28 protein-coding genes are annotated in these 24,588 nt (G+C 47.3%); 27 read left to right on the plus strand and 1 reads right to left on the minus strand.

Annotated features, from left to right (window positions below; all coding sequences use genetic code 11):
- Nucleotides 1-123 precede the first annotated feature (123 nt).
- The 13 genes from der (at nucleotide 124) to P5G61_RS11220 (ending at nucleotide 12,374) form a co-directional block, all read left to right on the plus strand.
- Nucleotides 124-1,446: a ribosome biogenesis GTPase Der gene (gene der, locus P5G61_RS11155; RefSeq protein WP_024630683.1), complete on the plus strand. Its 1,323-nt coding sequence runs from the start codon at nucleotides 124-126 to the stop codon at nucleotides 1,444-1,446.
- A gap of 11 nt (nucleotides 1,447-1,457) precedes the next feature.
- The gene (gene plsY, locus P5G61_RS11160) at nucleotides 1,458-2,081 is read left to right on the plus strand and encodes a glycerol-3-phosphate 1-O-acyltransferase PlsY (RefSeq protein ID WP_076288925.1); all 624 of its coding nucleotides are present in this window, start codon (nucleotides 1,458-1,460) and stop codon (nucleotides 2,079-2,081) included.
- On the plus strand, nucleotides 2,074-3,114 hold the full coding sequence (locus tag P5G61_RS11165) for an NAD(P)H-dependent glycerol-3-phosphate dehydrogenase (RefSeq protein ID WP_301246464.1): 1,041 nt from the start codon (nucleotides 2,074-2,076) through the stop codon (nucleotides 3,112-3,114). Before plsY ends, P5G61_RS11165 begins: the two co-directional genes overlap by 8 nt.
- Before the next feature lie 100 nt (nucleotides 3,115-3,214).
- On the plus strand, nucleotides 3,215-3,490 hold the full coding sequence (locus P5G61_RS11170; RefSeq protein ID WP_301246466.1) for a stage VI sporulation protein F: 276 nt from the start codon (nucleotides 3,215-3,217) through the stop codon (nucleotides 3,488-3,490).
- Between the two features lie 171 nt (nucleotides 3,491-3,661).
- Nucleotides 3,662-3,841: a DUF2768 family protein gene (locus P5G61_RS11175; RefSeq protein WP_024630679.1), complete on the plus strand. Its 180-nt coding sequence runs from the start codon at nucleotides 3,662-3,664 to the stop codon at nucleotides 3,839-3,841.
- Between the two features lie 83 nt (nucleotides 3,842-3,924).
- Nucleotides 3,925-4,542: a hypothetical protein gene (locus tag P5G61_RS11180; RefSeq protein WP_301246468.1), complete on the plus strand. Its 618-nt coding sequence runs from the start codon at nucleotides 3,925-3,927 to the stop codon at nucleotides 4,540-4,542.
- 18 nt (nucleotides 4,543-4,560) lie between these two features.
- Nucleotides 4,561-4,914 (plus strand): 2Fe-2S iron-sulfur cluster-binding protein, encoded by a 354-nt coding sequence (locus P5G61_RS11185; RefSeq protein ID WP_301246469.1) that lies wholly within the window; start codon nucleotides 4,561-4,563, stop codon nucleotides 4,912-4,914.
- A 34-nt stretch (nucleotides 4,915-4,948) separates the two neighbouring features.
- Nucleotides 4,949-5,722, plus strand: coding sequence for a hypothetical protein (locus P5G61_RS11190; protein ID WP_301246470.1), 774 nt, complete (start codon nucleotides 4,949-4,951; stop codon nucleotides 5,720-5,722).
- A 755-nt stretch (nucleotides 5,723-6,477) separates the two neighbouring features.
- Nucleotides 6,478-7,956 (plus strand): stage IV sporulation protein A, encoded by a 1,479-nt coding sequence (spoIVA, locus tag P5G61_RS11200; RefSeq protein WP_024630674.1) that lies wholly within the window; start codon nucleotides 6,478-6,480, stop codon nucleotides 7,954-7,956.
- 217 nt (nucleotides 7,957-8,173) lie between these two features.
- Entirely contained in the window at nucleotides 8,174-9,271 is a 1,098-nt protein-coding gene (locus P5G61_RS11205; RefSeq protein ID WP_301246471.1) for a sugar ABC transporter substrate-binding protein, read from the plus strand.
- 109 nt (nucleotides 9,272-9,380) lie between these two features.
- A complete protein-coding gene (locus P5G61_RS11210) occupies nucleotides 9,381-10,898 on the plus strand; it encodes a sugar ABC transporter ATP-binding protein (RefSeq protein ID WP_301246473.1) in 1,518 nt (505 codons plus the stop codon).
- Complete coding sequence (locus P5G61_RS11215) at nucleotides 10,895-11,881, plus strand: ABC transporter permease (protein ID WP_301246474.1); 987 nt, start codon at nucleotides 10,895-10,897, stop codon at nucleotides 11,879-11,881. Before P5G61_RS11210 ends, P5G61_RS11215 begins: the two co-directional genes overlap by 4 nt.
- Nucleotides 11,882-12,101: 220 nt before the next feature.
- Complete coding sequence (locus P5G61_RS11220) at nucleotides 12,102-12,374, plus strand: HU family DNA-binding protein (RefSeq protein ID WP_024630670.1); 273 nt, start codon at nucleotides 12,102-12,104, stop codon at nucleotides 12,372-12,374.
- 66 nt (nucleotides 12,375-12,440) lie between these two features.
- On the opposite strand, the gene P5G61_RS11225 is transcribed toward P5G61_RS11220, so the two are convergent.
- Nucleotides 12,441-12,602, minus strand: a complete 162-nt coding sequence (locus P5G61_RS11225; RefSeq protein ID WP_161634208.1) for a hypothetical protein — start codon at nucleotides 12,600-12,602, stop codon at nucleotides 12,441-12,443.
- Between the two features lie 147 nt (nucleotides 12,603-12,749).
- On the opposite strand from P5G61_RS11225, the gene mtrB reads away from it, so the two are divergent.
- The 14 genes from mtrB (at nucleotide 12,750) to trpE (ending at nucleotide 24,545) form a co-directional block, all read left to right on the plus strand.
- Nucleotides 12,750-12,971, plus strand: coding sequence for a trp RNA-binding attenuation protein MtrB (gene mtrB, locus P5G61_RS11230; protein ID WP_024630669.1), 222 nt, complete (start codon nucleotides 12,750-12,752; stop codon nucleotides 12,969-12,971).
- A gap of 98 nt (nucleotides 12,972-13,069) precedes the next feature.
- Nucleotides 13,070-13,621, plus strand: coding sequence for a hypothetical protein (locus P5G61_RS11235; protein ID WP_301246475.1), 552 nt, complete (start codon nucleotides 13,070-13,072; stop codon nucleotides 13,619-13,621).
- A gap of 101 nt (nucleotides 13,622-13,722) precedes the next feature.
- Entirely contained in the window at nucleotides 13,723-14,586 is an 864-nt protein-coding gene (locus P5G61_RS11240) for a heptaprenyl diphosphate synthase component 1 (protein ID WP_301246477.1), read from the plus strand.
- Between the two features lie 15 nt (nucleotides 14,587-14,601).
- Entirely contained in the window at nucleotides 14,602-15,330 is a 729-nt protein-coding gene (locus P5G61_RS11245) for a demethylmenaquinone methyltransferase (RefSeq protein WP_024630666.1), read from the plus strand.
- Nucleotides 15,323-16,189: a UbiA-like polyprenyltransferase gene (locus tag P5G61_RS11250; protein ID WP_024630665.1), complete on the plus strand. Its 867-nt coding sequence runs from the start codon at nucleotides 15,323-15,325 to the stop codon at nucleotides 16,187-16,189. Before P5G61_RS11245 ends, P5G61_RS11250 begins: the two co-directional genes overlap by 8 nt.
- Before the next feature lie 2 nt (nucleotides 16,190-16,191).
- On the plus strand, nucleotides 16,192-16,809 hold the full coding sequence (locus P5G61_RS11255; RefSeq protein ID WP_301246478.1) for a UbiX family flavin prenyltransferase: 618 nt from the start codon (nucleotides 16,192-16,194) through the stop codon (nucleotides 16,807-16,809).
- Between the two features lie 335 nt (nucleotides 16,810-17,144).
- Nucleotides 17,145-18,119: a polyprenyl synthetase family protein gene (locus P5G61_RS11260; protein ID WP_301246479.1), complete on the plus strand. Its 975-nt coding sequence runs from the start codon at nucleotides 17,145-17,147 to the stop codon at nucleotides 18,117-18,119.
- 189 nt (nucleotides 18,120-18,308) lie between these two features.
- Nucleotides 18,309-18,752, plus strand: a complete 444-nt coding sequence (ndk, locus tag P5G61_RS11265; RefSeq protein WP_024630661.1) for a nucleoside-diphosphate kinase — start codon at nucleotides 18,309-18,311, stop codon at nucleotides 18,750-18,752.
- A gap of 24 nt (nucleotides 18,753-18,776) precedes the next feature.
- A complete protein-coding gene (locus P5G61_RS11270) occupies nucleotides 18,777-19,571 on the plus strand; it encodes a CheR family methyltransferase (protein WP_301246480.1) in 795 nt (264 codons plus the stop codon).
- 247 nt (nucleotides 19,572-19,818) lie between these two features.
- Entirely contained in the window at nucleotides 19,819-20,988 is a 1,170-nt protein-coding gene (gene aroC / locus P5G61_RS11275; protein ID WP_094938624.1) for a chorismate synthase, read from the plus strand.
- 1 nt (nucleotide 20,989) lies between these two features.
- Nucleotides 20,990-22,084: a 3-dehydroquinate synthase gene (gene aroB, locus P5G61_RS11280; RefSeq protein WP_301246481.1), complete on the plus strand. Its 1,095-nt coding sequence runs from the start codon at nucleotides 20,990-20,992 to the stop codon at nucleotides 22,082-22,084.
- 4 nt (nucleotides 22,085-22,088) lie between these two features.
- Complete coding sequence (aroH, locus tag P5G61_RS11285; RefSeq protein ID WP_024630657.1) at nucleotides 22,089-22,466, plus strand: chorismate mutase; 378 nt, start codon at nucleotides 22,089-22,091, stop codon at nucleotides 22,464-22,466.
- Nucleotides 22,467-22,494: 28 nt separating this feature from the next.
- Nucleotides 22,495-22,647 (plus strand): hypothetical protein, encoded by a 153-nt coding sequence (locus P5G61_RS11290; RefSeq protein ID WP_301246483.1) that lies wholly within the window; start codon nucleotides 22,495-22,497, stop codon nucleotides 22,645-22,647.
- Nucleotides 22,648-22,973: 326 nt separating this feature from the next.
- Nucleotides 22,974-24,545, plus strand: a complete 1,572-nt coding sequence (gene trpE / locus P5G61_RS11295) for an anthranilate synthase component I (RefSeq protein ID WP_301246484.1) — start codon at nucleotides 22,974-22,976, stop codon at nucleotides 24,543-24,545.
- The last annotated feature ends 43 nt before the right edge of the window (nucleotides 24,546-24,588 follow it).

The raw sequence follows: 24,588 nt of genomic DNA on the forward strand, positions 1-24,588 counted from the left end.
CGGCGAGCCCCAGCGGGTTCGCCGATTGTTGTTATTGCGAGTATAACGGCATGAAACGTTAGCCAAGACAGGTGTTTTTTGCTATGATGAGTATCGTAAGTATGGACAGGAGGAGTGGAATGTATGGCAAGACCCGTTGTGGCAATTGTCGGGCGACCGAATGTGGGTAAATCCACCATTTTTAATCGGATCATCGGCGACAGATTGGCCATTGTGGAAGACAAGCCGGGCATTACCCGTGACCGTATCTACGGAATCGGCGAATGGAACGGTAAACCATTTAGCATTATCGATACAGGTGGTATCGAAATCGACGGCGAGGACGTCATTTTAAAATCAATCCGGATGCAGGCAGAGCTCGCCATTGAAGAAGCGGATGTTATTGTATTCATGTGTGATGCAAAAGCAGGGATTACGCAATCTGATGAAGAAGTCGCAGAGATGTTGTACCGCTCGGGCAAGCCTATCGTTGTAGCCGTTAACAAAGTGGATAATATCGGGCGCAGTGAGCTCATTTATGAGTTTTATGGATTTGGATTTGGTGATCCAATTGGAGTATCAGGAAGTCATGGTACAGGTGTAGGAGATTTGCTCGACGCCATCGTAGAGAAATTACCTGAACTTGAGGAAGAGACTTACGATGACGATGTCATTCGTGTAGCTCTGATCGGACGTCCTAACGTGGGTAAATCTTCATTGGTGAACGCTATTTTGGGTGAAGAACGTGTTATTGTCAGTGATGTTGCTGGAACGACGCGGGACGCTATTGATACACCGTTTGAAAAAGACGGCCAGCGTTATGTGCTGATCGACACAGCAGGTATGCGTAAACGTGGTAAAGTCTATGAAACCACGGAGAAATACAGCGTAATGCGTGCGATGCGTGCCATTGAGCGTGCAGATGTTGTTCTGATTGTTATTAATGGCGAAGAAGGCATTATTGAGCAGGACAAGCACATTGCGGGTTACGCATTCGAAGCAGGTAAAGCTTCTATGTTTGTTGTGAACAAATGGGACGTTGTCGAGAAGTCTGATAAAACAATGAATGAGTTTGAGAAGAAAATTCGGGATCATTTCCTGTTTATGACTTACGCTCCGGTTGTATTTTTGTCAGCCAAGACAAAACAACGCTTACAAAAATTGTTGCCTGTTGTGCAGCGTGTAGCACAGCAGCATTCTATGCGTGTTCAGACGCATCTGCTTAACGATGTCGTGTCTGATGCAGTGGCGATTAATCCGCCGCCAACAGATAAAGGACGCAGAATGAGAATTAACTATGTGACGCAGGTTGCCGTTAAACCTCCGACCATGGTTATCTTTGTAAACGATCCGGAATTGATGCACTTTTCTTATGAACGTTACCTGGAGAATAAAATTCGTGCAGCGTTTGATTTTGAAGGGACACCAATTCGCATATTTACTCGGAGGAAGTCCGACGAAGGTTAGGGGAGAAGTTTGTGATTTTACAAATCGCAGCGATTGTCCTGAGTTATCTGCTCGGTTCAATCAGCTTTAGTGTCCTCCTTGCAAAAGCACTACGGGGGATCGATATCCGTCAGCACGGAAGCGGAAATGCAGGAGCCACCAATACTTTGCGGATATTGGGAAAAGGGCCGGCAATTCTGGTACTGCTGCTGGATGTACTCAAAGGTATTGCGGCCGTTTGGATTGGGGTTTGGTTCAGCAACGGTTCCGATTGGATTCCTGCACTAAGTGGTATAGCTGCCATTGCAGGACATAACTGGCCGCTGTACTTCCGTTTCCGTGGAGGAAAAGGAATCGCGACAGCAATCGGTGTGCTCGTGACTCTTGCACTTATTCCTGCGCTGTGCGCCGGGGTATTTGCCATCCTGTCCATCGTATTGACACGATATGTTTCACTGGGTTCCCTTATTTTTGTAGCTTTGACACCGCTCTTCATCCTTGTGTTGCCCGGATACTCAATGAGTATCTTCTGGGGAAGTCTGATTATTTGTCTGTTTGCGTTCTGGAGACATCGTACCAATATTGCGAAGCTCGCCAAAGGACAGGAAAATAAATTGGGATCGAAAAACCCTGGAGGGGGAAAACGAGTTGTCTAAAAAAGTTGCTGTTCTGGTTGCGGGTAGTTGGGGTACTGCACTCGCCAGTGTATTGGCTGCCAATCAGCTGGATGTGATCATGTGGACACGTGGTGAAGACCAGGCCGCAGAGATCAATAATAAACATACTAACCAACGCTTCCTTCCCGATGCAGAGCTGTCGCCCCTTATTCAGGCAACAACAGATATGGCAAAGGCAGTTGAAGGAGCTTCAGCTGTGTTAATTGTTGCTCCTTCATCGGCGATGCGTTCGGTTGCTCATCAGCTTAAGGCCTATTACAAACCGGAAATGTTAATCATTCATGCAACCAAGGGGTTTGAGACAGAAAGCCTCAAACGCATGTCCACGGTCATTTCGGAAGAACTTGAATGTGAAGAAGGACGTGTCGTTGTGCTTTCTGGTCCAAGCCATGCGGAAGAAGTGGTTAAGCGTTGCCCAACAACGGTTGTTGTGGCATCACTGGACAAAGCTTCTGCCGAGGCAGCCCAAGGTTTATTTATGAATGCTTATTTCCGTGTGTACACTAATCGAGATATGATTGGTGTAGAGCTGGCGGGAGCGTTCAAAAATATTATCGCGCTGGGAGCAGGTATGTCAGATGGCCTTAACTTTGGTGACAATGCCAAAGCAGCGTTGCTAACACGCGGGCTGGCCGAGATCACACGCATCGGTGTGGAGATGGGAGCGAATCCGCTCACGTTCTCCGGACTTGCAGGGATCGGCGATTTGGTCGTGACCGCGACTAGTCAGCACAGCCGTAACTGGAGAGCAGGTTCCTTGCTGGGCAAAGGACAGAAGCTGGACGATGTTTTGAGTTCCATGGGCATGGTTGTGGAAGGCATTCGGACCACGCAGGCCGCCCACTTTATTTCTCAGAAATACGGTGTGCAAATGCCGATTGCAGATCAGCTTTATCACGTTCTTTTTCAAGAGAGACAGCCGCGGGATGCGGTTGAAGCATTGATGGGACGTGATCCGAAGACCGAAATGGAAGTCATGACGCTTGAAACCTGGGAGCAGTGGCATTCCTGATGGTAGCGTAGGCGGCTTTCCCGAAATGAGAAAGCTTATTCACCTTTTTTACGGTGCACTCATACTATACACATGAGTATTGCCGGAGGAGGGGAGACGAATGGCTAACAACATTTCCAAGGAAGCGCTGAAAGCGATCAACAAAAAAGCAGGGAAATCGATTACGGAAGGTGCCGTCAAAAAATTGGCGAGTACAGTAAAACCGTCCACCATGCAGAATGAAGCTCAGTTGCGCCAACTGATCAAGCAAGTATCCGCCATGGCAAAAGTGCCGGTATCTGAGGATACAGTTCAGGATATCGTGAGTGCCGTCAAAAAAAGCGGATTAAACCCAAACAGTATGGAATCATTAATGAAAATGATGATGAAAAAATAATAGATCGCGCCTGCTCTGCAGGCGATCGAGCAAGACAAAGAGACGAGTCGGCATCTGCCGGCTTGCTTTTTGTCTTTTTTTTGGAAAGTGGAGCTATGTTTCGTGTTATAATAGTTGCAATTGTCACAGTGTCAGTGATGAATAACGGACTGAAGGGGAGAACTCTGGAATATGAACGCAATGGACAAGATGTGGCTTTCATTGGTCGCAATCCTCATTATGGGACTATCTGTATTCCTGATTACGTTTGCTCGTGCCAAAACGAAAGGAATTGTACGGGGAATTCTTTCGTTAATTGCTTTTCTCATTATGCTGATTGGCTTTTTCGGCGGAATAGCTTCTCTAACCTGATCTTTCTCGCCTGAGAGATAACATCCGCATAAACACATCATAAGAGCTGACACAACGAAAACGGATGAAGGGAAGGTGAGCCGATGAGGCCGCATGAAACGGAGGATCGGACAGAGCGCTATCCGGAATTACACGCGGCTTTGCTGGAGACGGCGAAAGCCTGGGATACAGAGCCTCATACGTGGTTGCTTGGGGGCAGCTGTGGATTATTGCTCCAACAGGTGGAGTTACAGCAGGCTCCCAGAGATATTGACATTTACGCTGATATCACTGCGGCTAAGGTGCTGCATAAATCTGCGCCTGGATTGGTGCTGGACGAGCCTGTGGTAGATAAGACTGGACCTTATGCCTCGCTGCTTAGTCATTATCAGGTAGGGACTTGTGCGATGGAGCTGGTTGGTGGTTTTGAAGTGTGGGCACGTAAAAGTTGGTACCGTATTGAAATTGAACATGTATTAGCCGCGTATGCACCTGAGGCGAAAGTGGGTTCGTACACATTGCGACTAATGCCGCTTGCGCATGAGCTGTTGTTCAATCTGATGAGAGGCCGAGCCGATCGGTATGAACCCATTGCAAGAGAGATTCGGAAGATGCCCGAATTACATCAACCTCTAATGACTTTATTGGGGCAGCAAAATATATGGACAAGTCGATTCAGAGCAGAAGTTGAAGAGCTTGTTGGCTTTCAATGGCCTCAGTAGGTTGAGGGAGGAAGAGTTATGGATTACAATATTACTTTTTTACCACAAAATAAAACGATTCGGCTAAAGCCAGGGGTAACGCTGCTAAATGCTGCACGCCGTGCAGGAGTGAAGATAGCAACTCGTTGTGATGGAAAGGCAGCCTGCCTGATGTGTAAGGTGAAAGTAGATACGGAATATCTTGCTGCGCTGCATCCACCAACAGATGCGGAGAAGCATAAGCTGGGTTCGCTGCTGGATGCAGGCACCCGGCTATCTTGTCAGGCGAAAGTGCGGGGATCCGTAACGGTTCATGTTCCGGAGGATCCCTTGAAGGCGGCGATTCGTAAACAACTGGAGCGTCAGCAGCAGGAAGAGGACGATTGGTTCTAAGAATACGTAGTGGAACGATTCAAGGAGGATACGGATGAGCGTGAATATGACGAAGAACGTGAAGCCACGTGGGCCGAGGCGTCAGATGCAGAAGACGTCCTGTCTAATCGTATTCCTGTTGTTTGCTATGACAGCAACGGGGTGTATGTATCAATCTCAGAGTAATCCCGATCCCAAAGTAGCTTATAAGGAAAGTGTAAGCCGTATTCAAACTGCGGTAGAAGCGTTCCAACAGGATCAGGGGATTTTGCCCATAATCAATGCAGATATGGAAACACCTAAATATGAAAAATTCAGAGTCGATCTGTCCAAGCTGAAACAGCAGGGATATCTGGATGAAATACCCGGAACGGCGTTTGAAAGTGGTGGTAGCGCTTACTTTCTCATACAGGATGAAGAAGTGAAGCCAACGATTAAAGTCATGGATCTTCAAACCGTGCAGAAAGTAAACGACGTTCAACGAATGGTCAATCAGTATAAGTCCGTACATAACAATCAACTGCCACGCGGGGAAGAACTGTATCCGGATATATACGCTGTAGATATGGAACAAGCTGCACAGGCTGGTGCCCCAGCGGTTACGTTGAATAGTGTCTATTCAGGTCAGGAGCTGCCATTCATGATGGATGACGAAGGCAATGTCTATGTAGATTATGCTTTTGACATTATGCAGGCTGTAGAGAAGTCGGATAGTCCTCCAACGAAAGTGGAAGATATGCGTGATTTCTTGCTGGAGCACTCTTACTTTGTCCCGGTAAAATCGGTCGCCTACACCTGGCAGAATAACACTCCGGTTGCAAAAAAGTAATCATGAGGTATTCATTCGATTCGAATGCATGCGATCCGATGATTGGCCCTAAAAAAGAGATATTCCGCATCACGGGATATCTCTTTTTTGTATGTCGGTTTAAAGTCACATCATATGGTCCGTAAGTTTTACTTAGATGATTGGTTCAGACCTCAACTTTATAACTCAAGTTAAGTTCATCGCCAGGCAATCCTCGAATACCCCAATGACTGCGTGGTGTTTCAAATATGGTATTTCAAATCCGCTGTGTCCATGGGAAAGTAACGATGAAACTTCTTGTTCTCAGGCAATCCTACAACCTCCACCATAACAGAGTGTATGACTTGTGAAAGCTGCTCTTTCAGAGGGTTTAGGTACGCACCTATTCCATAAATTTTGATCTGTGCCATGCTCATCTCACCTTTCTCAGCAACGAACCGGCATAAATGCTTTGGTACGCTCATAAAGTAGATTGAAATAAAGACGCGCAGTCCGAGAGCGGGGCGATTCTCTTAAGGTCACTACCTTAAGAAAAAAACAAAAATACGCGTCATAATGCTGCATACGGATACATAAGATGATACTAGTCCAATTGCATGTACGAGTTAACGCCGCTTTCGCCGGTTTCATCAGAATGCAACGTTCGGCGGCGGACGACTTCCGGGCACTCACAAAGGCGGCTCTACCGTTGCAGGGATTTCAGTCTTCTGATTGAAAAAACGAAGCGGATGCTCTTTAGCATTTTTCCTTCGGAGTAATTTAGGGAGGGGATTTCATTGGAGAAAGTGGACATTTTTAAGGACATTGCCGAGCGGACCGGAGGGGATATTTATCTCGGGGTTGTCGGCGCAGTCCGGACAGGTAAATCAACATTTATCAAACGTTTCATGGAAACGATTGTGCTGCCAAACATCACAAACGAGGCAGACCGTGCCAGGGCAGTAGATGAACTGCCTCAGAGCGCAGCTGGCAAAACCATCATGACGACGGAGCCAAAATTCGTACCGAATAACGCGGTTCAAATCAAGGTCGCAGAGGGACTTGATGTCAATGTGCGCCTTGTGGATTGTGTAGGTTACGCAGTGGAAGGAGCCAAGGGATACGAGGACGAGAATGGGCCACGCATGATCTCCACGCCTTGGTTTGAAGAACCGATTCCGTTCCAGGAAGCTGCCGAAATTGGCACGCGCAAGGTCATTCAGGAGCATTCGACACTGGGTGTTGTGGTCACAACAGATGGCACGATTGCGGAGATTGCCCGGAGCTCCTATGTGGAATCTGAGGAACGTGTCATTGCTGAACTGAAGGAAGTGGGTAAACCATTCGTGTTGGTGATCAACTCGACTCGCCCTCGCAGTGAAGAAGCGCTGCAATTGCGAAGTGAGCTTGCTGCTAAGTATGACATTCCGGTCATGACCCTCAGTGCAGCTACAATGACAGAAGACGATGTGACTGGTGTGCTTCGCGAAGTGCTGTATGAGTTCCCTGTACATGAAGTGAATGTGAATCTGCCGAGCTGGGTAATGGTTCTGAACGAAAATCACTGGCTGCGCAGCAACTACGAAAATTCCGTGCGCGACACGGTTAAGGATATTCGCAGGCTGCGTGATGTGGATCGGGTTGTTGCTCAGTTCATGGAATATGAATTCATCGACCGTGCCGGTCTGAGCGGCATGAACATGGGGCAGGGTGTGGCAGAAATTGATCTGTATGCACCGGATGAATTATACGATCAGATCCTCGTGGAAGTCGTTGGTATTGAAATTCGAGGCAAGGACCATCTGCTGCAGTTGATGCAGGAATTCTCCCATGCGAAGAGGGAGTACGATCGCTTCGCTGAAGCGCTGGAGATGGTCAAAACGACCGGCTACGGCATCGCAGCTCCATCCCTCGCCGAGATGGCACTGGATGAACCAGAGCTCATCCGGCAGGGTACGAAGTTCGGCGTCCGCCTGAAAGCAACCGCACCATCCATTCACATGATCCGGGTTGATGTGGAATCGGAGTTTGCACCGATTATCGGAACGGAGAAACAGAGTGAGGAACTGGTGAGGTACTTGATGCAGGACTTCGAGAACGATCCAATCAAGGTATGGGATTCAGATATGTTCGGTCGTTCGCTGCATTCCATCGTGAGAGAAGGCATTCAGGGTAAAATTGCAATGATGCCAGATAACGCACGATACAAGCTGCAAGAGACGCTGGGACGCATCATTAACGAAGGTTCAGGTGGATTAATCGCCATTATCCTGTAAGGCCAAAAGACCGTAAAGGCCCCCCTTTACGGTCTTTTTCTTGTTTTATTTTCATGATTTTGGATGAACTGGATAAGATGATTTAGTTCCTAAAAAAACTTAGCGAGTTTTAGCTTTAAATTACTAAAACCCATTTACATACTAGGGATTAGCCGTTATATTAATATTCAACGATTGTGATCGAGATCACAGAGAGTGTGAACAGGGGGAGAAAGAGATGAGAAGGAAAGATTCAAAATGGGTATGGTTGAGTGTGCTGCTTGTATTTACATTGGCGCTGTCCGCTTGCGGAATTAAAAAAGAGCCTGCTTCAACTACAGCTTCTGGCACGACAGAGGACAAGCCTCAAACCGAAGCAGTAACAGGTCCACTCAGTGGAAAACGCATTGCATTGATTATGGAATTTAACACAGGTACGTTCTCGCAGCAATATGTGCAAGGGGTTAAAGAAGAAATTGAAAAATTCGGTGGAGAACTGACTACGTTTGTCGCCGATAATGATAAAGCCAAAATGGTATCGTTGCTCGATAGTGCAATTAACCAGAAGTTCGATGCAATTCTGACGGATCACGGGGATTCCTTGCTGGAGCCTGGGGTGAAAAAAGCAGTAGAACAAAACATTCCGGTTGTTGTGTTCGATGCAGACATTAGTGTTCCGGGAGCAACAGTGTTGTCCCAGGATGATCAGAAGATGGCTGAGCTTACGCTGGAGCAAATGAAAAAAGATATTAATGGACAAGGCAACATTGTAAAAGTATGGGTGGCTGGCTTTGCGCCAATGGAACGTCGTCAGGTTGCTTATGGCAAGTTCTTGAAAGAGAACCCAGACATCAAGGAGATTGCAACATTTGGTTCAGCACAGAATCCGGCGCTGGATACACAAGCCAAAATGGAAGCGATTCTGAAACAATATCCAAAAGGTGAAATTACAGCGGTATGGACTGCATGGGATGAGTTCGCCAAAGGTGCAGCGCGTGCTATTCAGCAAGCAGGACGTGAGGAGATTAAGGTATACGGTATTGACATGAGTGATGAAGATTTGCAGATGATCCAGGATCCGAAAAACCCTTGGGTGGCTTCTGCTGCCGTTGATCCTACAGACATTGGGCGTGTTCAGGTTCGTTATGCGTACCAGAAGCTGAATGGGGATGAGACAGAGGATCAAGTGGTTCTTAATCCGGTGTATGTACAGCGTGATGCGCTGCCTGACAAACAAATCTCCACTTCAGAGCTTTCCGAGTACGTTGAGGGCTGGGGAGGAAGTACACAGGGAATCAAGGATTGGATGTCAGAATACGGAGTTACTGCTAAATAAAGCAGCGTAACGAGGCGCGCCGCAAGGCGCGTTTTTTCTAACCATGATGAAAATAAAACGACTTGAGAAAAGTGATACTCCCAGAGGGGAGCGATTGGAGGTTTGTCTCATGAGTACTGCACCGATTCTGCTTCAAATGGAACATGTCCACAAGCAGTTCGCAGGCATTCCGGCACTGAAAGATGTTAAGTTCTCTGTAAAAGGTGGGGAAATTCATGCGCTGCTTGGTGCGAATGGTGCCGGTAAGAGCACTTTGATGAAAATTCTGTCTGGTGCCTATCAATTGGATCAGGGTACCATCCGGTTAAGTGGGCAAACTCTTCATCTGAATTCACCAGGAGATGCCAAAGCAAGTGGTATTCACTGTGTCTACCAGGAGGTGGATGCTGCACTGGTACCCCAATTGACAGCTGCCGAGAACATTATGCTGGATCAATTGGCATCGCCTGCCGGAGGTTGGTGGAAAAGTCCGCGGAAACTGCAACAGCGTGCAGCTGAAGCTCTGCAGCAGTTGGGAGCGAGCATATCCGTGCACAAAAAAGTAGCTGACCTGACCCTCGCGGAGAAGCAGATGATACTACTTGCGCGTATCCTGATTCAGGATGCCAAGGTCATTATTTTTGACGAACCGACTGCGCCGCTGAGCCAGGAAGAAACGGATGCTTTTTTCCGAATTGTACATTTGTTGAAAGAACGCGGAGTGGCATGTATTTTCATTACTCACCGTCTTCCGGAAGTTACAAGTCACTGTGACCGCGTTACCGTTATGAGAGATGGACAACATGTGTTTACGGGTGAGGCACAGGAGCTTACGATCAATGATCTGGTGACGCAGATGCTCGGAAAACCGTTTGAGGAAGAGTTCCCCAAGACAGAAGCACCGGTAGGTGAAGTGCTGCTGGAAGCACGGGGACTTCGGCGTGGAGTCCGGGTCAAGGGTGTGGATCTGTCTGTTCGTCGTGGGGAAGTGCTTGCTGTGGTGGGACTTGTAGGTGCGGGGAAAACGGAATGCTCCCGCTTGTTGATAGGTGCAGATCGGCTAGAGAGTGGAGAGATTCGACTTAATAATCGTGAACTTCACCTTTCCCAACCTGCTGACGCCGCGGCTCTGGGCATTGTCTCAGTGCCTGAGGAACGGCGGAAACAGGGGATTCTGATTGAGGAAAATGTGGAGCGGAATTTGAGCCTTCCCTTGCTTGGACGTCTCAGCAAATTAGGCTTTGTAAGCCGAAAGCGCGAGCGGGAGAATGCGGAATCTTTGGTGCAGCAGCTGGGTATTAAGACATCGTCAGTGCGTCAGGAAGTGAAGTATTTAAGCGGCGGCAACCAGCAAAAGGTAGCCATCGGTAAATGGCTGAATGCGGACGCAGACGTCTTTATCTTTGATGAGCCGACAAAAGGAGTCGATATCGGCGCCAAAAGTGACATTTTTCGCATCATTAACGAACTGGCTTTGGCTGGCAAAGCCGTGATCTATTTTACATGTGAATTGGATGAAGGATTGGGTATCGGTGACCGGATCGCAATTATGTGTGAAGGGACTATCGTAAAAGAATTTAAACGAGGCGAGACTAACCAAGAACAGCTGCTATACTACGCAAGCGGTGGACAAGAGGTGGAAGCATGAAGGATAAATCATTAGATTTTGCGTTCCGTTATGGTGCGATTATCGTTATTATTGGTGTTATTGCATTTTTCGGTATTAAATTGCCTTATTTCTTTACGTACAGTAACTTGACTGATATTTTGGGTTCTATCTCCATCGTGACATTTGTGGCTATCGGTGTTACCTTATCTCTCATTGTAGATGGATTTGACCTCTCGGTGGGGGCAACTGTCTCGTTAACCACTGTCGTTACTGCTTCGTTAATGATTTGGTACCAGCAGCCGCTGGCCGTTGTCATTATTGTCCCTCTAATCATTGGGGCTTTAATTGGTTGGCTCAATGCCTTGCTGATCGTGAAACTCCGTATCCCGGATCTGCTGGCTACACTTGCCACGATGTACATCATTGGTGGAATTCACAAAACGTATGCTCAAGGCTACACGATCTATAACCATATGCAATTCCCTGACGGAAGCAAGGCAGCCGGAGAGATGGACCCCACATTCCTGCAGCTTGGGCAGGGAAAATGGCTGGGAATGCCGATTTCGGTTATTCTGCTGCTCATTGCGGTGATCGGTGTGCATATCTTTTTGACCTATACGAAGTATGGGCGCCAGATGTACGTTACTGGAGGTAATGAGGAAGCTGCACGTCTATCCGGCATCAAGGTAAAAAAGGTGCGTACACTCGCCTATGTAGCTGCTGGAGTGTTTGCTGCAATCGGTGGTATTATCTACGCCTCCAAAGTAGGATCAGGACAAATTGATGCGGGTTCTCCGTTGTTAATGGAATCCGTAGCTGCTGTGTTTGTCGGTTTCTCCGTATTTGGTGCAGGCAAGCCGAACGTCATTGGAACATTCATTGGCTCCGTTCTAATTGGTGTACTGGTGAACGGTTTAACGATGATGAATGTTCAATATTTCACGCATGATATTGTAAAAGGTGGGGTGCTCGTGCTTGCCCTGGCGGTTACATTTTACGTGTTAAACCGCAACCGCACTTGAAATTGTGTGCTGTCTGTATTAGTATAAAATTTGTTCGGCGTCTGGAACACCCTTGGTTTCAGGCGGCATTATGCCAGAAATGACTGTTGACCGCAGGCGGAGATTTGTGTTCATCACGCTCAAGATGTACGTAGATTTTTTGTGTATGAACGTATATTTCCCTATAAAACGGAAACACAGTATAACATTCAGGACATTGATTCAGGAGGTGAAAAAACAAATGAACAAATCAGACTTGATTACACACGTGTCCGAAGCGACTGAATTGTCCAAAAAGGATGTAACGAAAGCGGTTGATGCCGTATTCGAAGCAATCTCTGAGGCTCTTCAAAGCGGAGACAAAGTACAATTGGTTGGTTTTGGGAACTTCGAAGTTCGCGAGCGCTCTGCACGTAAAGGACGCAACCCGCAAACAGGTGAAGAAATCGAAATTCCTGCGAGCAAAATCCCTGCATTCAAACCAGGTAAAGCGCTCAAAGACGGAATTAAATAAGATTTCTACATATTCCATATGTCGACAAAAAGACCGTGACTCGTTCACGGCCTTTTCTTTTGTCCTTTAATCATCTTTCTTCCTGCTGTCCAAAGGCTCTGGCTCATCCGGCTGCTGTGCATAGGCAATCAGAATGAGTTCTTCTCCGGCAGCTGAAGACAGATGCTGTTCAATTTCTTTTAACTGGTGAATGTGCTCGTCTGTCAGGTCTGCGGGGGTGTACTTCAATGTGACTCTCCTTTCTGGGGCTCGATAACTTGTAGTATGACCAGGCGGTAACAGATTATTGCGCACTATTCATATAAGGGCTGGTTGACAAATGAAACAATCTTTATCATCATTAACGCTATTGAACAAGGAGAGGGGATGTGCGTGATGGATCATCCAACCGGCAGTGATTATATCGTCATTAAGGCGGAAGAAAATGGTGTCCAAGTCATTGGCTTAACCCGAGGTCAGGATACCCGTTTCCACCATACGGAGAAGCTGGATAAGGGAGAAGTCATGTTTGCCCAATTTACCAATCATACTTCCGCCATTAAAATCCGTGGAAAAGCCACGCTGATCACCAAGCATGGACAGATTCAATCGGAATAATGAAAATTGCAGGCATAGCCTGCTTTTTTTCATTGTACAATGAGGTATGAGCCTTTACCGGACAGACTACACTAACAGGTAAGGGCAGGGAGGCATTTATGAAACCGCGGATGATCGTGACTGCTTCACTGCTGGCAACGGTTGCGGCGGTCCTTCTGCTTGTTGCCATACAAACCTTACATATGCGTACCTTGGGCGCTGAAAACGTACAACCCGTTTCTGCCGCGAGGCATCCAGTCCAGCTAACGGAAGACAATCTGGTGGACGTGCTGAGCACCTTGAAACTTTCCACACCGATTGCCAGAGTGGAATGGAAACGATCCATTTTGACGCTTGACCTAAAGGTTACCGGAACCGACACAAGTTACACCGAAATCTATGGTAATATGGCTGCTGTGGCTGATCTTGGCTTTCGAAGCCTGGATAACGTGGATCAGGTGATGCTGCGTGTAATGGCTGAGGACGAATGGCTTCATAAAAGGCATTTGCTGCTCGCTGCCGATATTCGGCGTGGGGAGTGGCCGATGTATGCGATCGAAACGCTTCGAGACTGGAATAGCCCGATCCTCTCCGATGAATTGAAGGACTGGTTTCACATGATGGAGACCGAACTTTGGAAGAAGCAATTCGAAATGTCAAGTCAGGGGTAATAGAATAGCAGGATTCAGTGCGTGCCCGATAAACATATGCTATAATATATAAGATTGTAGTGCAGAAAAGGTTTAACAATGCAAATGCTCGGAGGCTGAGAATGAATTCATATCGCGTACCCCAACTAGCAAAGAAATATACGGATTACGACATGATTCGACAACATACGGAAATCCCATCATTTCCGGATAGCCGGGCTCGTCTGCTGCAGGTATTTGTGGGCCGCACAGATGAAAAGGTGCATGATGAGCTATACGCTCTCGCAACCTCGCTCGTTCAGTTGGCCATGGATACGCATGATCGAATCGATACGATCTCTGGAGAGCGTAGAGAACTGGAGATGCGTTCACGCCAGCTGAACGTGCTTGCCGGAGATTATTTCAGTAGCCGTTTCTATCAGTTGCTTGCCCATGCAGGCAAAATTGAAATGATCGGCAAACTTAGTGGTGCTGTATCCGAAGTGAATGCACGCAAAATGACGCTGTATGAACGGATGAAAAAGCTTCTCGTTTCGGCTGAAGAATACTTGCGTGAAACAATACAGCTGAAGATGCAGCTGTTTCTTTCTTTTACAGGCATGATCAACGATAACGAAGCGTCGTTATGGAACAACCTGCTGGCCGAATTCAGCTGCTGCGAAGCGATTATGGAAGAGCTGCGGCGGATGAATGACGAACAGAACTTTTATCACAGTTATGCCTTCTGGCATATATACGAGTATGGCAATGACGACGAGCGAAATTTGCTGCGTCAGCCTGAGCCGGATACAAGAGCATGGAGCGGCATGGTGCTGAAGTATCGGATTGGCGATTTGTTGCTGGACAAGCTTCGTGAGTGTACACGCCGTATACAACTGTTGCTGCAAGACGAGGAAGATCAACTGGGCCTGAATGAGTTCGATGCAATCCTGGAGCCTTACCTGACGTATTTGCAGCCTTCACATGCGGCAGTTAGGGAAGATTGAGGGGGAGACAGACGAATGGGGAGCGGAGAGACCAAACCGAAAGAAGAATTTGTCCATTCGGTTTTTCAGAGTATAGCCGGGAAATATGATGTTATGAATGACATTCTGAGTTTCCGCAGGCACAAAGCTTGGCGTAAATTCACCATGAAGAAGATGAATATGTCCAAAGGCGATACCGGGCTCGATTTGTGCTGCGGCACTTGTGACTGGACGCTCGCGATGGCAGAAGCAAGTGAAACGGGTCACATGCACGGACTCGATTTCAGCAGCAATATGCTGGAGGTTGGACAAACCAAGGTTAACGCTGTAAATCGACAAAAACAAATCACGCTGGTACAGGGCAATGCGATGTCACTTCCATTTGAAGACAATTCATTTGATTATGTCACCATTGGATTTGGACTGCGTAATGTACCGGATCTAAGACAGGTTCTGTCGGAGATGAAGCGTGTAGTGAAACCGGGCGGCATGGTGGTGTGTCTGGAATTATCCAAACCAACATGGCAACCGTTTAAAGGCATTTATTATTTTTATTTTGAACAAGTGTTACCGAACCTTGCCAAATTGTTTGCCAAACGTTACGAGCAGTATAAATGGCTGCCTGACTCACTGGCACTTTTTCCAGGAAGGAAGGAACTGGCCGACATTTTCGCAGAAACCGGATTGCAGCAAGTGCAGGCCTATCCTCTAACCGGAGGCATCGCGGCACTGCATATTGGAACCAAGGAGAATCAGCATGTTTAGGAAAATTCGCATCTTTTTAGAAATGATCAAGATTGAACATACGCTTTTTGCTTTACCTTTTGCATTTATGGGAGCCATCCTCGGTTCCATGGTAGTAAATGATACATTCCCGACCTGGATGCAGATTGTATGGGTACTACTGGCCATGATTGGTGCACGGAGCGCAGCTTTTGGCTTGAACCGTATGATTGACCAGGCGATAGACAAGAAAAATCCACGTACCGCGATGAGAGCAATTCCCGCTGGTTTGTTGAAAAACGGTGAGGTTGTTATCTTTATCGTATTGTCATTTGTACTCTTGTTCTGGGCCTCATCCAACCTTAATGTGTTATCCATGCAGCTGTTGCCAATAGCTGTATTTATGCTGGTATTATATTCATATACCAAACGTTTCACTTGGCTATGCCACATCGTTCTTGGGATGACTATCGGTCTGGCTCCGCTGGGAGGTTGGGTAGCTGTAACGGGTACGATGGATTGGACAGCAGTTGTGCTGTACGTTACGATTGTGTTCTGGACTGCAGGCTTTGATATCATCTATGCATGTCAGGATCTGGAGTTCGATCAGGGAGAGGGCCTTCATTCTATACCTTCCCGTTTCGGTCTTAACAAATCATTGCAGATTGCCAAGGTTTTTCACGTGATTACAGCGGTTGGTTTTCTAGCATTGTTATTGATGACAGATCTGAGCTGGTGGTATGGTGCAGGGATGCTGATTACTTATGGTATTCTTTTCTATGAGCACTATATCGTATCACCAAATGACATGAGCCGAGTACAAACTGCGTTCTTCACGATGAACAGTGTGCTGAGCCTAGTTGTATTTACGTTTACTTTAATTGATCTGGCGGTGAAATAAACATGCAGCAACCGGACAATAAACGACTTGTTGTCGGAATTACCGGGGCCAGTGGAAGTATATATGGCATCAGATTAATAGAAACGCTGCTTGACCTAGAATACACCGTGCATTTGGTCATATCCAATGCTGGCTGGCGTGTATTGAAAGAAGAAATGGACTGGGATGTTACGAACCGGGACCGTGTACTGGAAGAAAAATTCAGCGGTCGGGCGGGTTCCTTGATCTATCATCCCGTTAGTGATATTGGTGCCTCCATCGCAAGTGGTTCTTTCCTGGCCGAAGGTATGATTATCATGCCATGCTCCATGGGTACTCTTTCATCCATCGCACAAGGGACGTCGGACAATCTGATGTCCCGGGCTGCCGATGTCATGATGAAAGAGGCAAGAACACTGATTCTGGTGCCGCGCGAGACGCCGCTGCATGCGATTCATCTGGAGAATATGCTGAAGCTCTCCAGGCTCGGTGTCCGAATGATACCGGCCATGCCCGCTTTTTATTACAAACCCCAGACGATGGACGAGTTGATTCTATTCCTGGTGGGTAAAGTGCTCGATAGCCTGCGCATCCCACATCAACTGTTTAGAAGGTGGGGAGAACCGGATGAACGGGGATAGGTGGAGTTCCTTACACATTGATCTGCTGATGAAGTGTAGGGATTTCTTGACCATCCCTGAATCCCGGGGTATTGGTGAGCGCTGATGGTGATGTTTGGATGTGACCACAGCCTTGACCCATGCTCCGGCAGCTTCTGTAATTATGTTTCAGAACAAGTCGCAGAGTTTAATTCCCGGATGTCGGCCTTGACATTCGAAGAAGAGCAGCACGTCTTAGAAGAATACAAGCAGGAAAGGCAAGCCCTGGTTTTTCGTTATGCCTGCAGGCCCGACTTGCTGGAGGGGAAGGTAAGCATGGATTTATGGACTGACAATACGCTGACACGGGTGAACGAATGAAACTATTGGATATTTTCGGGTTGTTAAAAAAAGACATGGACTACATTGAAAAAGAGCTCTATCGCAGTGTTCAGGGAGAACAGAAGCTGCTGAGCGAAACGTCACTTCACCTGCTCAAGGCAGGAGGTAAGCGGTTGCGGCCGGTATTTGTGTTACTCGGTGGGAAATTCGGTACATACGACATTGAACGTCTGAAGCTTGTAGCGGTTCCGTTGGAACTGATTCATTCGGCTTCTCTGGTTCACGATGATGTTATTGACAATGCCGCGACACGGCGAGGTAAACCAACCGTGAAGTCCAAATGGGATAATCGGATTGCCATGTACACCGGAGATTATATTTACGGCAAGGCACTTGAAATGACTGCGGGTCTGTCCGATCCGGCGATACACCGTATTTTGGCCAAAGCGATGGTGCAGATGTCCATCGGTGAGATGGAACAAATTCGTGACTTTTTCAATACAGGACAAAGTGTACGTAACTATCTCTTGCGAATTCGTCGCAAAACGGCTCTTCTAATTGCAGTGAGTTGCCAGTTGGGGGCTTTGGCTACGCGTGCACCGGAACATGAATCTTCGTTGCTGTACACCTACGGTTACAATGTGGGTATGGCGTTCCAGATTCAGGACGATGTACTTGATCTGGTTGGTACCGAGAAACAACTGGGCAAACCTCCAGGCAGTGATATGAAGCAGGGAAATATTACGCTGCCTGTACTGTATGCATTGCAGGAGCCCGATTTGCGTGAACCTTTGTTGGAGGAGATAACCCGCATCCAACACGAGGAGGGACGGGCGAGTGCATCGGATGCCATAGGAATGATTCGCCAAAGTCAAGGAATTGCTAAAGCAGAAGCCCTGGCTGACCGATATATGAAGAAAGCGCTCGATGCTCTGGATCAACTGCCTAACATCAAGACCACCAAAAACCTGCGGGATATCGCTCATTTTGTGGTCAAACGTACGCATTAATATGTTTGATTACACTATAATATGGACGGGGCATCTTTTATGAATGAAGGTCCTTGTGTATATGTTCTCACAAAAAATTAACGTTCGTGTGATATTCCTCATTGGGAGGATTTGGACATGTATGTTACAATCAAAGAGATTACGTTTACATAATGAAATAACTTTGAACCGTGAGTGAGGAGTGAGCCGATGGATCGTACATTTTTGATGGTGAAGCCGGATGGTGTGCAGCGTGGTTTGATAGGGCGTATCGTTAGCCGTCTGGAAGACAAAGGATTTAAGTTGGTGGCAGGCAAGCTGGTGCAGATGTCTGAAGATCAGGCCAAACGCCATTATGCTGAACATGAGGGGAAACCGTTCTTCGATGATTTGGTTCGTTTTATCACATCTGGACCTGTATTTGCTATGGTGTGGGAAGGCGACGATATCGTGGCGCTTGCGCGCATCGTCATCGGGAAAACCAATGTGAAGGAAGCGGCTCCGGGTACGATTCGCGGAGATTTCGCCAGCCACACACCGCATAATCTGATTCATGGGGCAGATTCACCGGAAAGTGCCTCTCGTGAAGCAGCAAACTTCTTTGCTCCGGATGAGCTGGTAACGTACGACAAGAGCATCGCAGCCTGGTTGTAATTTTTTAGCCAGAAGGGTGATACGATGCTGGAGCAGGAACAATTACTAGACCCGGATTATTCCGGATTTATTCGGAAAATTAAAGAGAGCACAGGCATTGATCTTGCTCAATACAAGGAAGGCCAGATGAAAAGAAGGCTGACCACACTTCGTAACAAAAACGGATTTCATACGTTTTCTAACTTTTTTGATGCCATGCAGAAGGACAAGTCCCTGTTCTTTGAGTTTCTGGATCGCATGACCATTAACGTCTCGGAATTTTGGCGTAACCCGAATCGCTGGGAGGTGCTGCGTGATGAAATCCTGCCCGAATTGCTGGGTTCGAAACGGGGCGTTAAAGTGTGGAGTGCCGCTTGTTCCACAGGCGAAGAACCATACACTTTGGCGATGATCCTGGATACGATGGGCATTCTCAAGGGAAGCTCCATTACGGCAAGTGACCTGGATGAAGGTGCTCTCGCCAAAGCTAAGGAAGGGCGTTATATGGAACGCTCGCTCAAAGATGTACCGAAGGAAACGGCTAACCGTTACTTCAAGCAGGATGGCTTGGTGTATCGTATTGATGAACAATTGAAAAGCTCGGTCAAATTCATGAAGCAAAATCTGTTGTTGGATCGTTTTGACGAGGGGTATGATCTGATTGTGTGCCGAAATGTCATGATCTATTTTACCGAGGAAGCCAAAAACCTGTTGTATCAAAAGTTTGCAACCAGTTTGCGTCCAGGTGGTATTTTGTTTGTAGGCAGTACGGAACAGATTTTTTCCCCTGGACAATATGGCCTCGAGACAGCGGAAACATTCTTTTATCGCAAAAAATAAGTTCAATTGATTTCATAACCGTCTGGTGCGCACATGTATATGTGTCCAGACGGTTATTTTCATAATGGATGAATGGATATTTCTCTGACACGTCGGAATCTCAATCAATCCCCAATCGAGTTCAATCCATTTTAGGACAACAAACGACTGGCTTTCTTGTCAAAGCCGGTCAGCTATACTATAATAAGCAAAGAAATTATGGGATTTTAGCAATGTGAAGTTTAACAGTTTAAAGGGGGAACGTATTATGAGTTTACGCTATTTAACCGCAGGGGAGACGCACGGACCCCAATTAACCGCAATTATTGAAGGCCTGCCAAGCAATCTGAATATTGACTTTGAAGAGCTGAATTTTCAGCTTCACCGCCGCCAGAAGGGCTATGGTCGTGGACGTCGCATGCAAATTGAGAAGGATCAAGCCAATTTCGTTGGTGGTATCCGTCACGGATATACAACGGGTGCTCCCGTAGCACTGGTTGTACAAAATAATGACTGGAAACACTGGCAGAATATTATGAATATTGAGCCGATTGAAGGCAGTGACGAAGAGAAACGCCGCGTTCATCGTCCGCGTCCAGGCCATGCCGATCTGAATGGCGGACTCAAATATAACCTGAAAGATTTGCGTAATGTACTGGAACGTTCCAGTGCCCGTGAAACTACGGTGCGTGTAGCTTGTGGTGCTATTGCACGTCAATTCCTGGCTGAATTCGGAATCAAAGTCGCTGGACGTGTATTGCGTATCGGAGAAATTGAAGCTCCTTATCAAGATCTGCCGATCGATGAACTGATCGCAGTGACAGAAGCCTCCTCCGTACGTGTGACCGATGCAGAAACCGAGAAGAAGATGGAAGCCTACATCGACCAGATCAAGCAGGAAGGCGACTCCATCGGTGGAATCGTGGAATGTATCGTTGAAGGTGTGCCTGTAGGTCTCGGGAGCCACGTACAATATGACCGCAAACTGGATGCACGAATTGCACAGGGTGTCATGTCCATTAACGCATTCAAGGGTGTGGAAATTGGAATCGGGTTCGAAGCCGGAACGATTCGTGGTTCTCAGGTGCATGATGAGATCGTTCATAGTGAAGAGCGTGGTTACCACCGAGCTACCAACCGTCTGGGCGGATTCGAGGGTGGAATGACGAACGGCATGCCCGTCGTAGTGCGTGGGGTTATGAAACCTATTCCTACGTTGTACAAACCGCTCCAAAGTGTGGATATCGATACCAAAGAAGCATTTACAGCTCAGGTTGAGCGTTCTGATGCATGTGCTGTTCCGGCAGCTAGTGTCGTTATGGAGCATGTAGTAGCCTGGGAAATTGCAAAAGCTTTCCTTGAGAAATTTGGCGGAGACTCCATGGAGGAAATCCGCGCGAACTTTGCCAACTACAATAATCAACTGGAGAATTACTAAGATGCGCCAGCTGACAGTGCAGTTGGAGGAGCGCTCTTATCCAATTCTGATTGGCAGCGGCCTGTTGGCTCAAGCGCCTCAATATTTTGAGCAATATGGCTTAACCAAAAAAAGCCCGCTACTCATTATTACTGATGAGCATGTAGCCCCCAAATACTTGTCCGATCTGGAGCAAACGCTGCGTACGGCTGGTTTTACAGTCGTCTCCGCAGTTGTTCCATCTGGTGAAACATCGAAATCCCTTTCGGTATATCAGGATATGATGACTATCGCCATTGAAGGCAAACTGGATCGCAGCTCGGCTATTGTTGCTCTAGGCGGCGGTGTAGTGGGGGATCTGGCTGGCTTTGTCGCTGCTACATATATGCGTGGAATCAAGTTTGTACAAGTGCCTACGACGATCCTCGCGCATGACAGCAGTGTTGGCGGCAAGGTGGCTGTCAATCATCCACTGGCTAAAAATATGATCGGTGCATTCCATCAGCCAGAGCTGGTGCTCTATGATGTGGATACGCTCCAATCTTTGCCGCCCCGCGATGTCTCGGCTGGTTTGTCAGAGATGCTGAAGCATGGACTGATTCGGGACGGAGCTTTTGCATATTGGTGTGAGGAGCATGCGGAGGATCTGCTTGCTCTTGATCCTGAAGCTCTGGAATATGGTTTGGAACGAGGATGTAGCATCAAGGCAGAGATTGTATCTCGAGACGAACGTGAGAATGGTGAACGTGCATTGTTAAACCTGGGTCATACCATTGGTCATGCTATTGAAGCGATTGCCGGTTACGGCGAATTTCTGCATGGTGAAGCCATCTCGATTGGTATGGCGGGCTCCGCATTACTTGGCGAGAAATTGGGAGCCCCAGCAGGGCTATATGACGATACGGTTCGCATGCTGCGTTCACTGCGACTACCGGTGACGATGCCCGAACATCTGGATACGGATGCATTAATGGATGCGATGATGCACGACAAAAAGTTTCGTGAGGGTCATATGGTCTTCATTATTCCTGACCGGATCGGTGCTGCCAGAATTGTGAAGGATGTACCGGTAACGGCAGTGCGTGACGTCATTGAATTACTTAAGAAGGGAGATTAAAAGCATGGTTACTCGGGGAATTCGCGGGGCCACAACGGTCACGCATAACAACGAAGAGCATATTTTGAAAGAAACGGCTGTACTATTGCAGGAAATCGTGGATCGTAACGAGATCACACCCGAAGATATTTGCAGTGTGTGGATTACGATGACTGGAGATCTGGATGCAGCTTTCCCGGCAAAGGCCATCCGCCAGTTGGATGGCTGGGAGCTTGTTCCCTTGATGTGTGCGCTGGAAGTTCCAGTTGAAGGTGCCTTGCCACAGTGCATTCGTTTTATGGTACACGTTAATACAGCAAAAGGTCAGAATGAAATCAACCATGTGTATCTTAACGGTGCACAGTCTCTACGGCCCGATTTGGCGGCACCTTCCAATTCGTAAGATTAGAGTGGTTGTCAAACCATTCGGAATGTTGTATAGTGAGAACCAGTTGAGTAGAGAAGAGATTGAGCTGAGAGCAGCTGAGCTGAGTGGAGTATATAGCAGAGTCCAGCGGGTGGTAACCGGAGCAACAGAAGCCGGTCAACTGATTCGCGGTACGTCGTGCTACGGGATTATTTGATACAGGATGAAGGAAAGCAAGCGTGTTTAGCGACATCGTTTTGTTTTGGTATAACACGACCGATATCCTCATGGTTTTATGAAAGTATGAATGCCATGGATGAGATTCGTGTATGCCGATACATTTCCTTTGTATTTGATGGATGTATGATGCATCTATACAACAACCTGTGTGATAATTCGGTAAGGATGAATGTATAGGGACTTGTTATTTATGAAGCAACAACTTGTTGAAACAGCTTATAACCAAACCTCTACCTGATGGTAGAGGTTTTTTTGTTGTATATATTACTTTTTCTTCTACCTAATCTGAAAGGACGTGATCTAATGATAACGCCAAACGTTAATCAAGTACTGAAAATGTCGAATGAATATAATCTGATTCCGGTAGTCAAACGGATTCTAGCTGATATGGAGACCCCGATTCGGATTTTTCGCCGTTATGCTGACAACGACCGGGCATTTCTGCTGGAAAGTGTGGAGGGTGGTATTCAATGGGCGAGATATTCCTTCATCGGTACAGATCCGTTCCTGATGATCTCGGCCAAAAAAGGCCGGATTGTGGTAGAAGAAGCGGGACAGATTCGAGAGCTTCCAGGCAAACCGATTGAAGAACTCAAAGCGCTGTTGCGTAAGTATCGTAGTCCGAAGGATGATGAACTGCCGCCATTTACAGGTGGGGCGATTGGTTTCTTTGGATACGATCTGCTGCAATATTATGAAAAGCTCCCGGCCCACGCGCTGGATGATCTGAAAATGGATGATATTCGCTTCATGTTCTGTGACCAGATTATCGTGTTTGACCATGTGAAGCAGCAGATGCTGCTCGTGGGCAATGTGCACGTGAAAGATGGTGCAACGGATGACGATATCCGCCAAGCATATGCTTTAACTTCTGAGAAGCTGGAACAAGCCGCTGAACGCTTGCAGCAGCAAGGACCTGGGGAGAATCTGAACCCGCGTTCCATTCCAGGAGACGTGGAACTGGGGGATATTCGATCCAATCTGACGAAGGAACAGTTTATCGGGAATGTAGAGCAGGCCAAAGAGTACATTCGGGCAGGAGATATTTTTCAAGTGGTATTATCCCAGCGTTTCCATATTGATACCGAAGTTTCTCCGCTGCACGTATATCGCGTGCTTCGGACGTTGAATCCATCACCCTACATGTATTATCTGAAAATGGACGATGAGATTATTGTTGGGACATCACCGGAAGCGTTGGTAAAAGTGGATGGAAACCGCGTAGAGACACGACCAATTGCGGGAACTCGCCCAAGAGGAGCTACGGAAGCAGAAGATCGTGCCTTGGCCGCAGATCTATTGCAGGATGAGAAGGAACGTGCAGAACATCTGATGCTTGTCGATCTGGGACGTAATGATCTGGGACGTGTATCTACCTTCGGAAGTGTGAAATGTGACATGTTCATGGAAATTGAACGATATTCTCACGTCATGCACATGGTGTCTAACGTTACAGGTGAGCTTAGAGATGACAAGGATTTCTTTGATGCATTTCTTTCATGCTTGCCAGCGGGCACGGTATCCGGTGCGCCGAAGCTGCGTGCGATGGAGATCATCGCAGAACTGGAAAAAGAAGCACGGGGTGCTTACGCAGGTGCTATCGGTTATCTTGGATTCTCGGGAAACATGGACTCTTGTATTACGATCCGAACGATTATTTTCAAAAAAGGAAAAGCGTATGTGCAGGCCGGAGCCGGAATCGTATGGGATTCGGTGCCTGAGAATGAATATGAAGAAACCGTAAATAAAGCCAAAGCGTTGCTGAAGGCGATTCGTACAGCAGAAGCGATGTTTCCAGCCAAAGAGAAGGATCACACGTTGAAACTTGCCAACGCCGATTATTTTGTTACCCCAGCCACGGCTGCACAAAACTGAGAGAGGAGAGACCGGAAATGAATATGAACCCAGTCATGAATGA

This window comes from Paenibacillus vandeheii, from assembly GCF_030433635.1.
GTDB classification, from domain to species: Bacteria; Bacillota; Bacilli; order Paenibacillales; family Paenibacillaceae; genus Paenibacillus; species Paenibacillus vandeheii.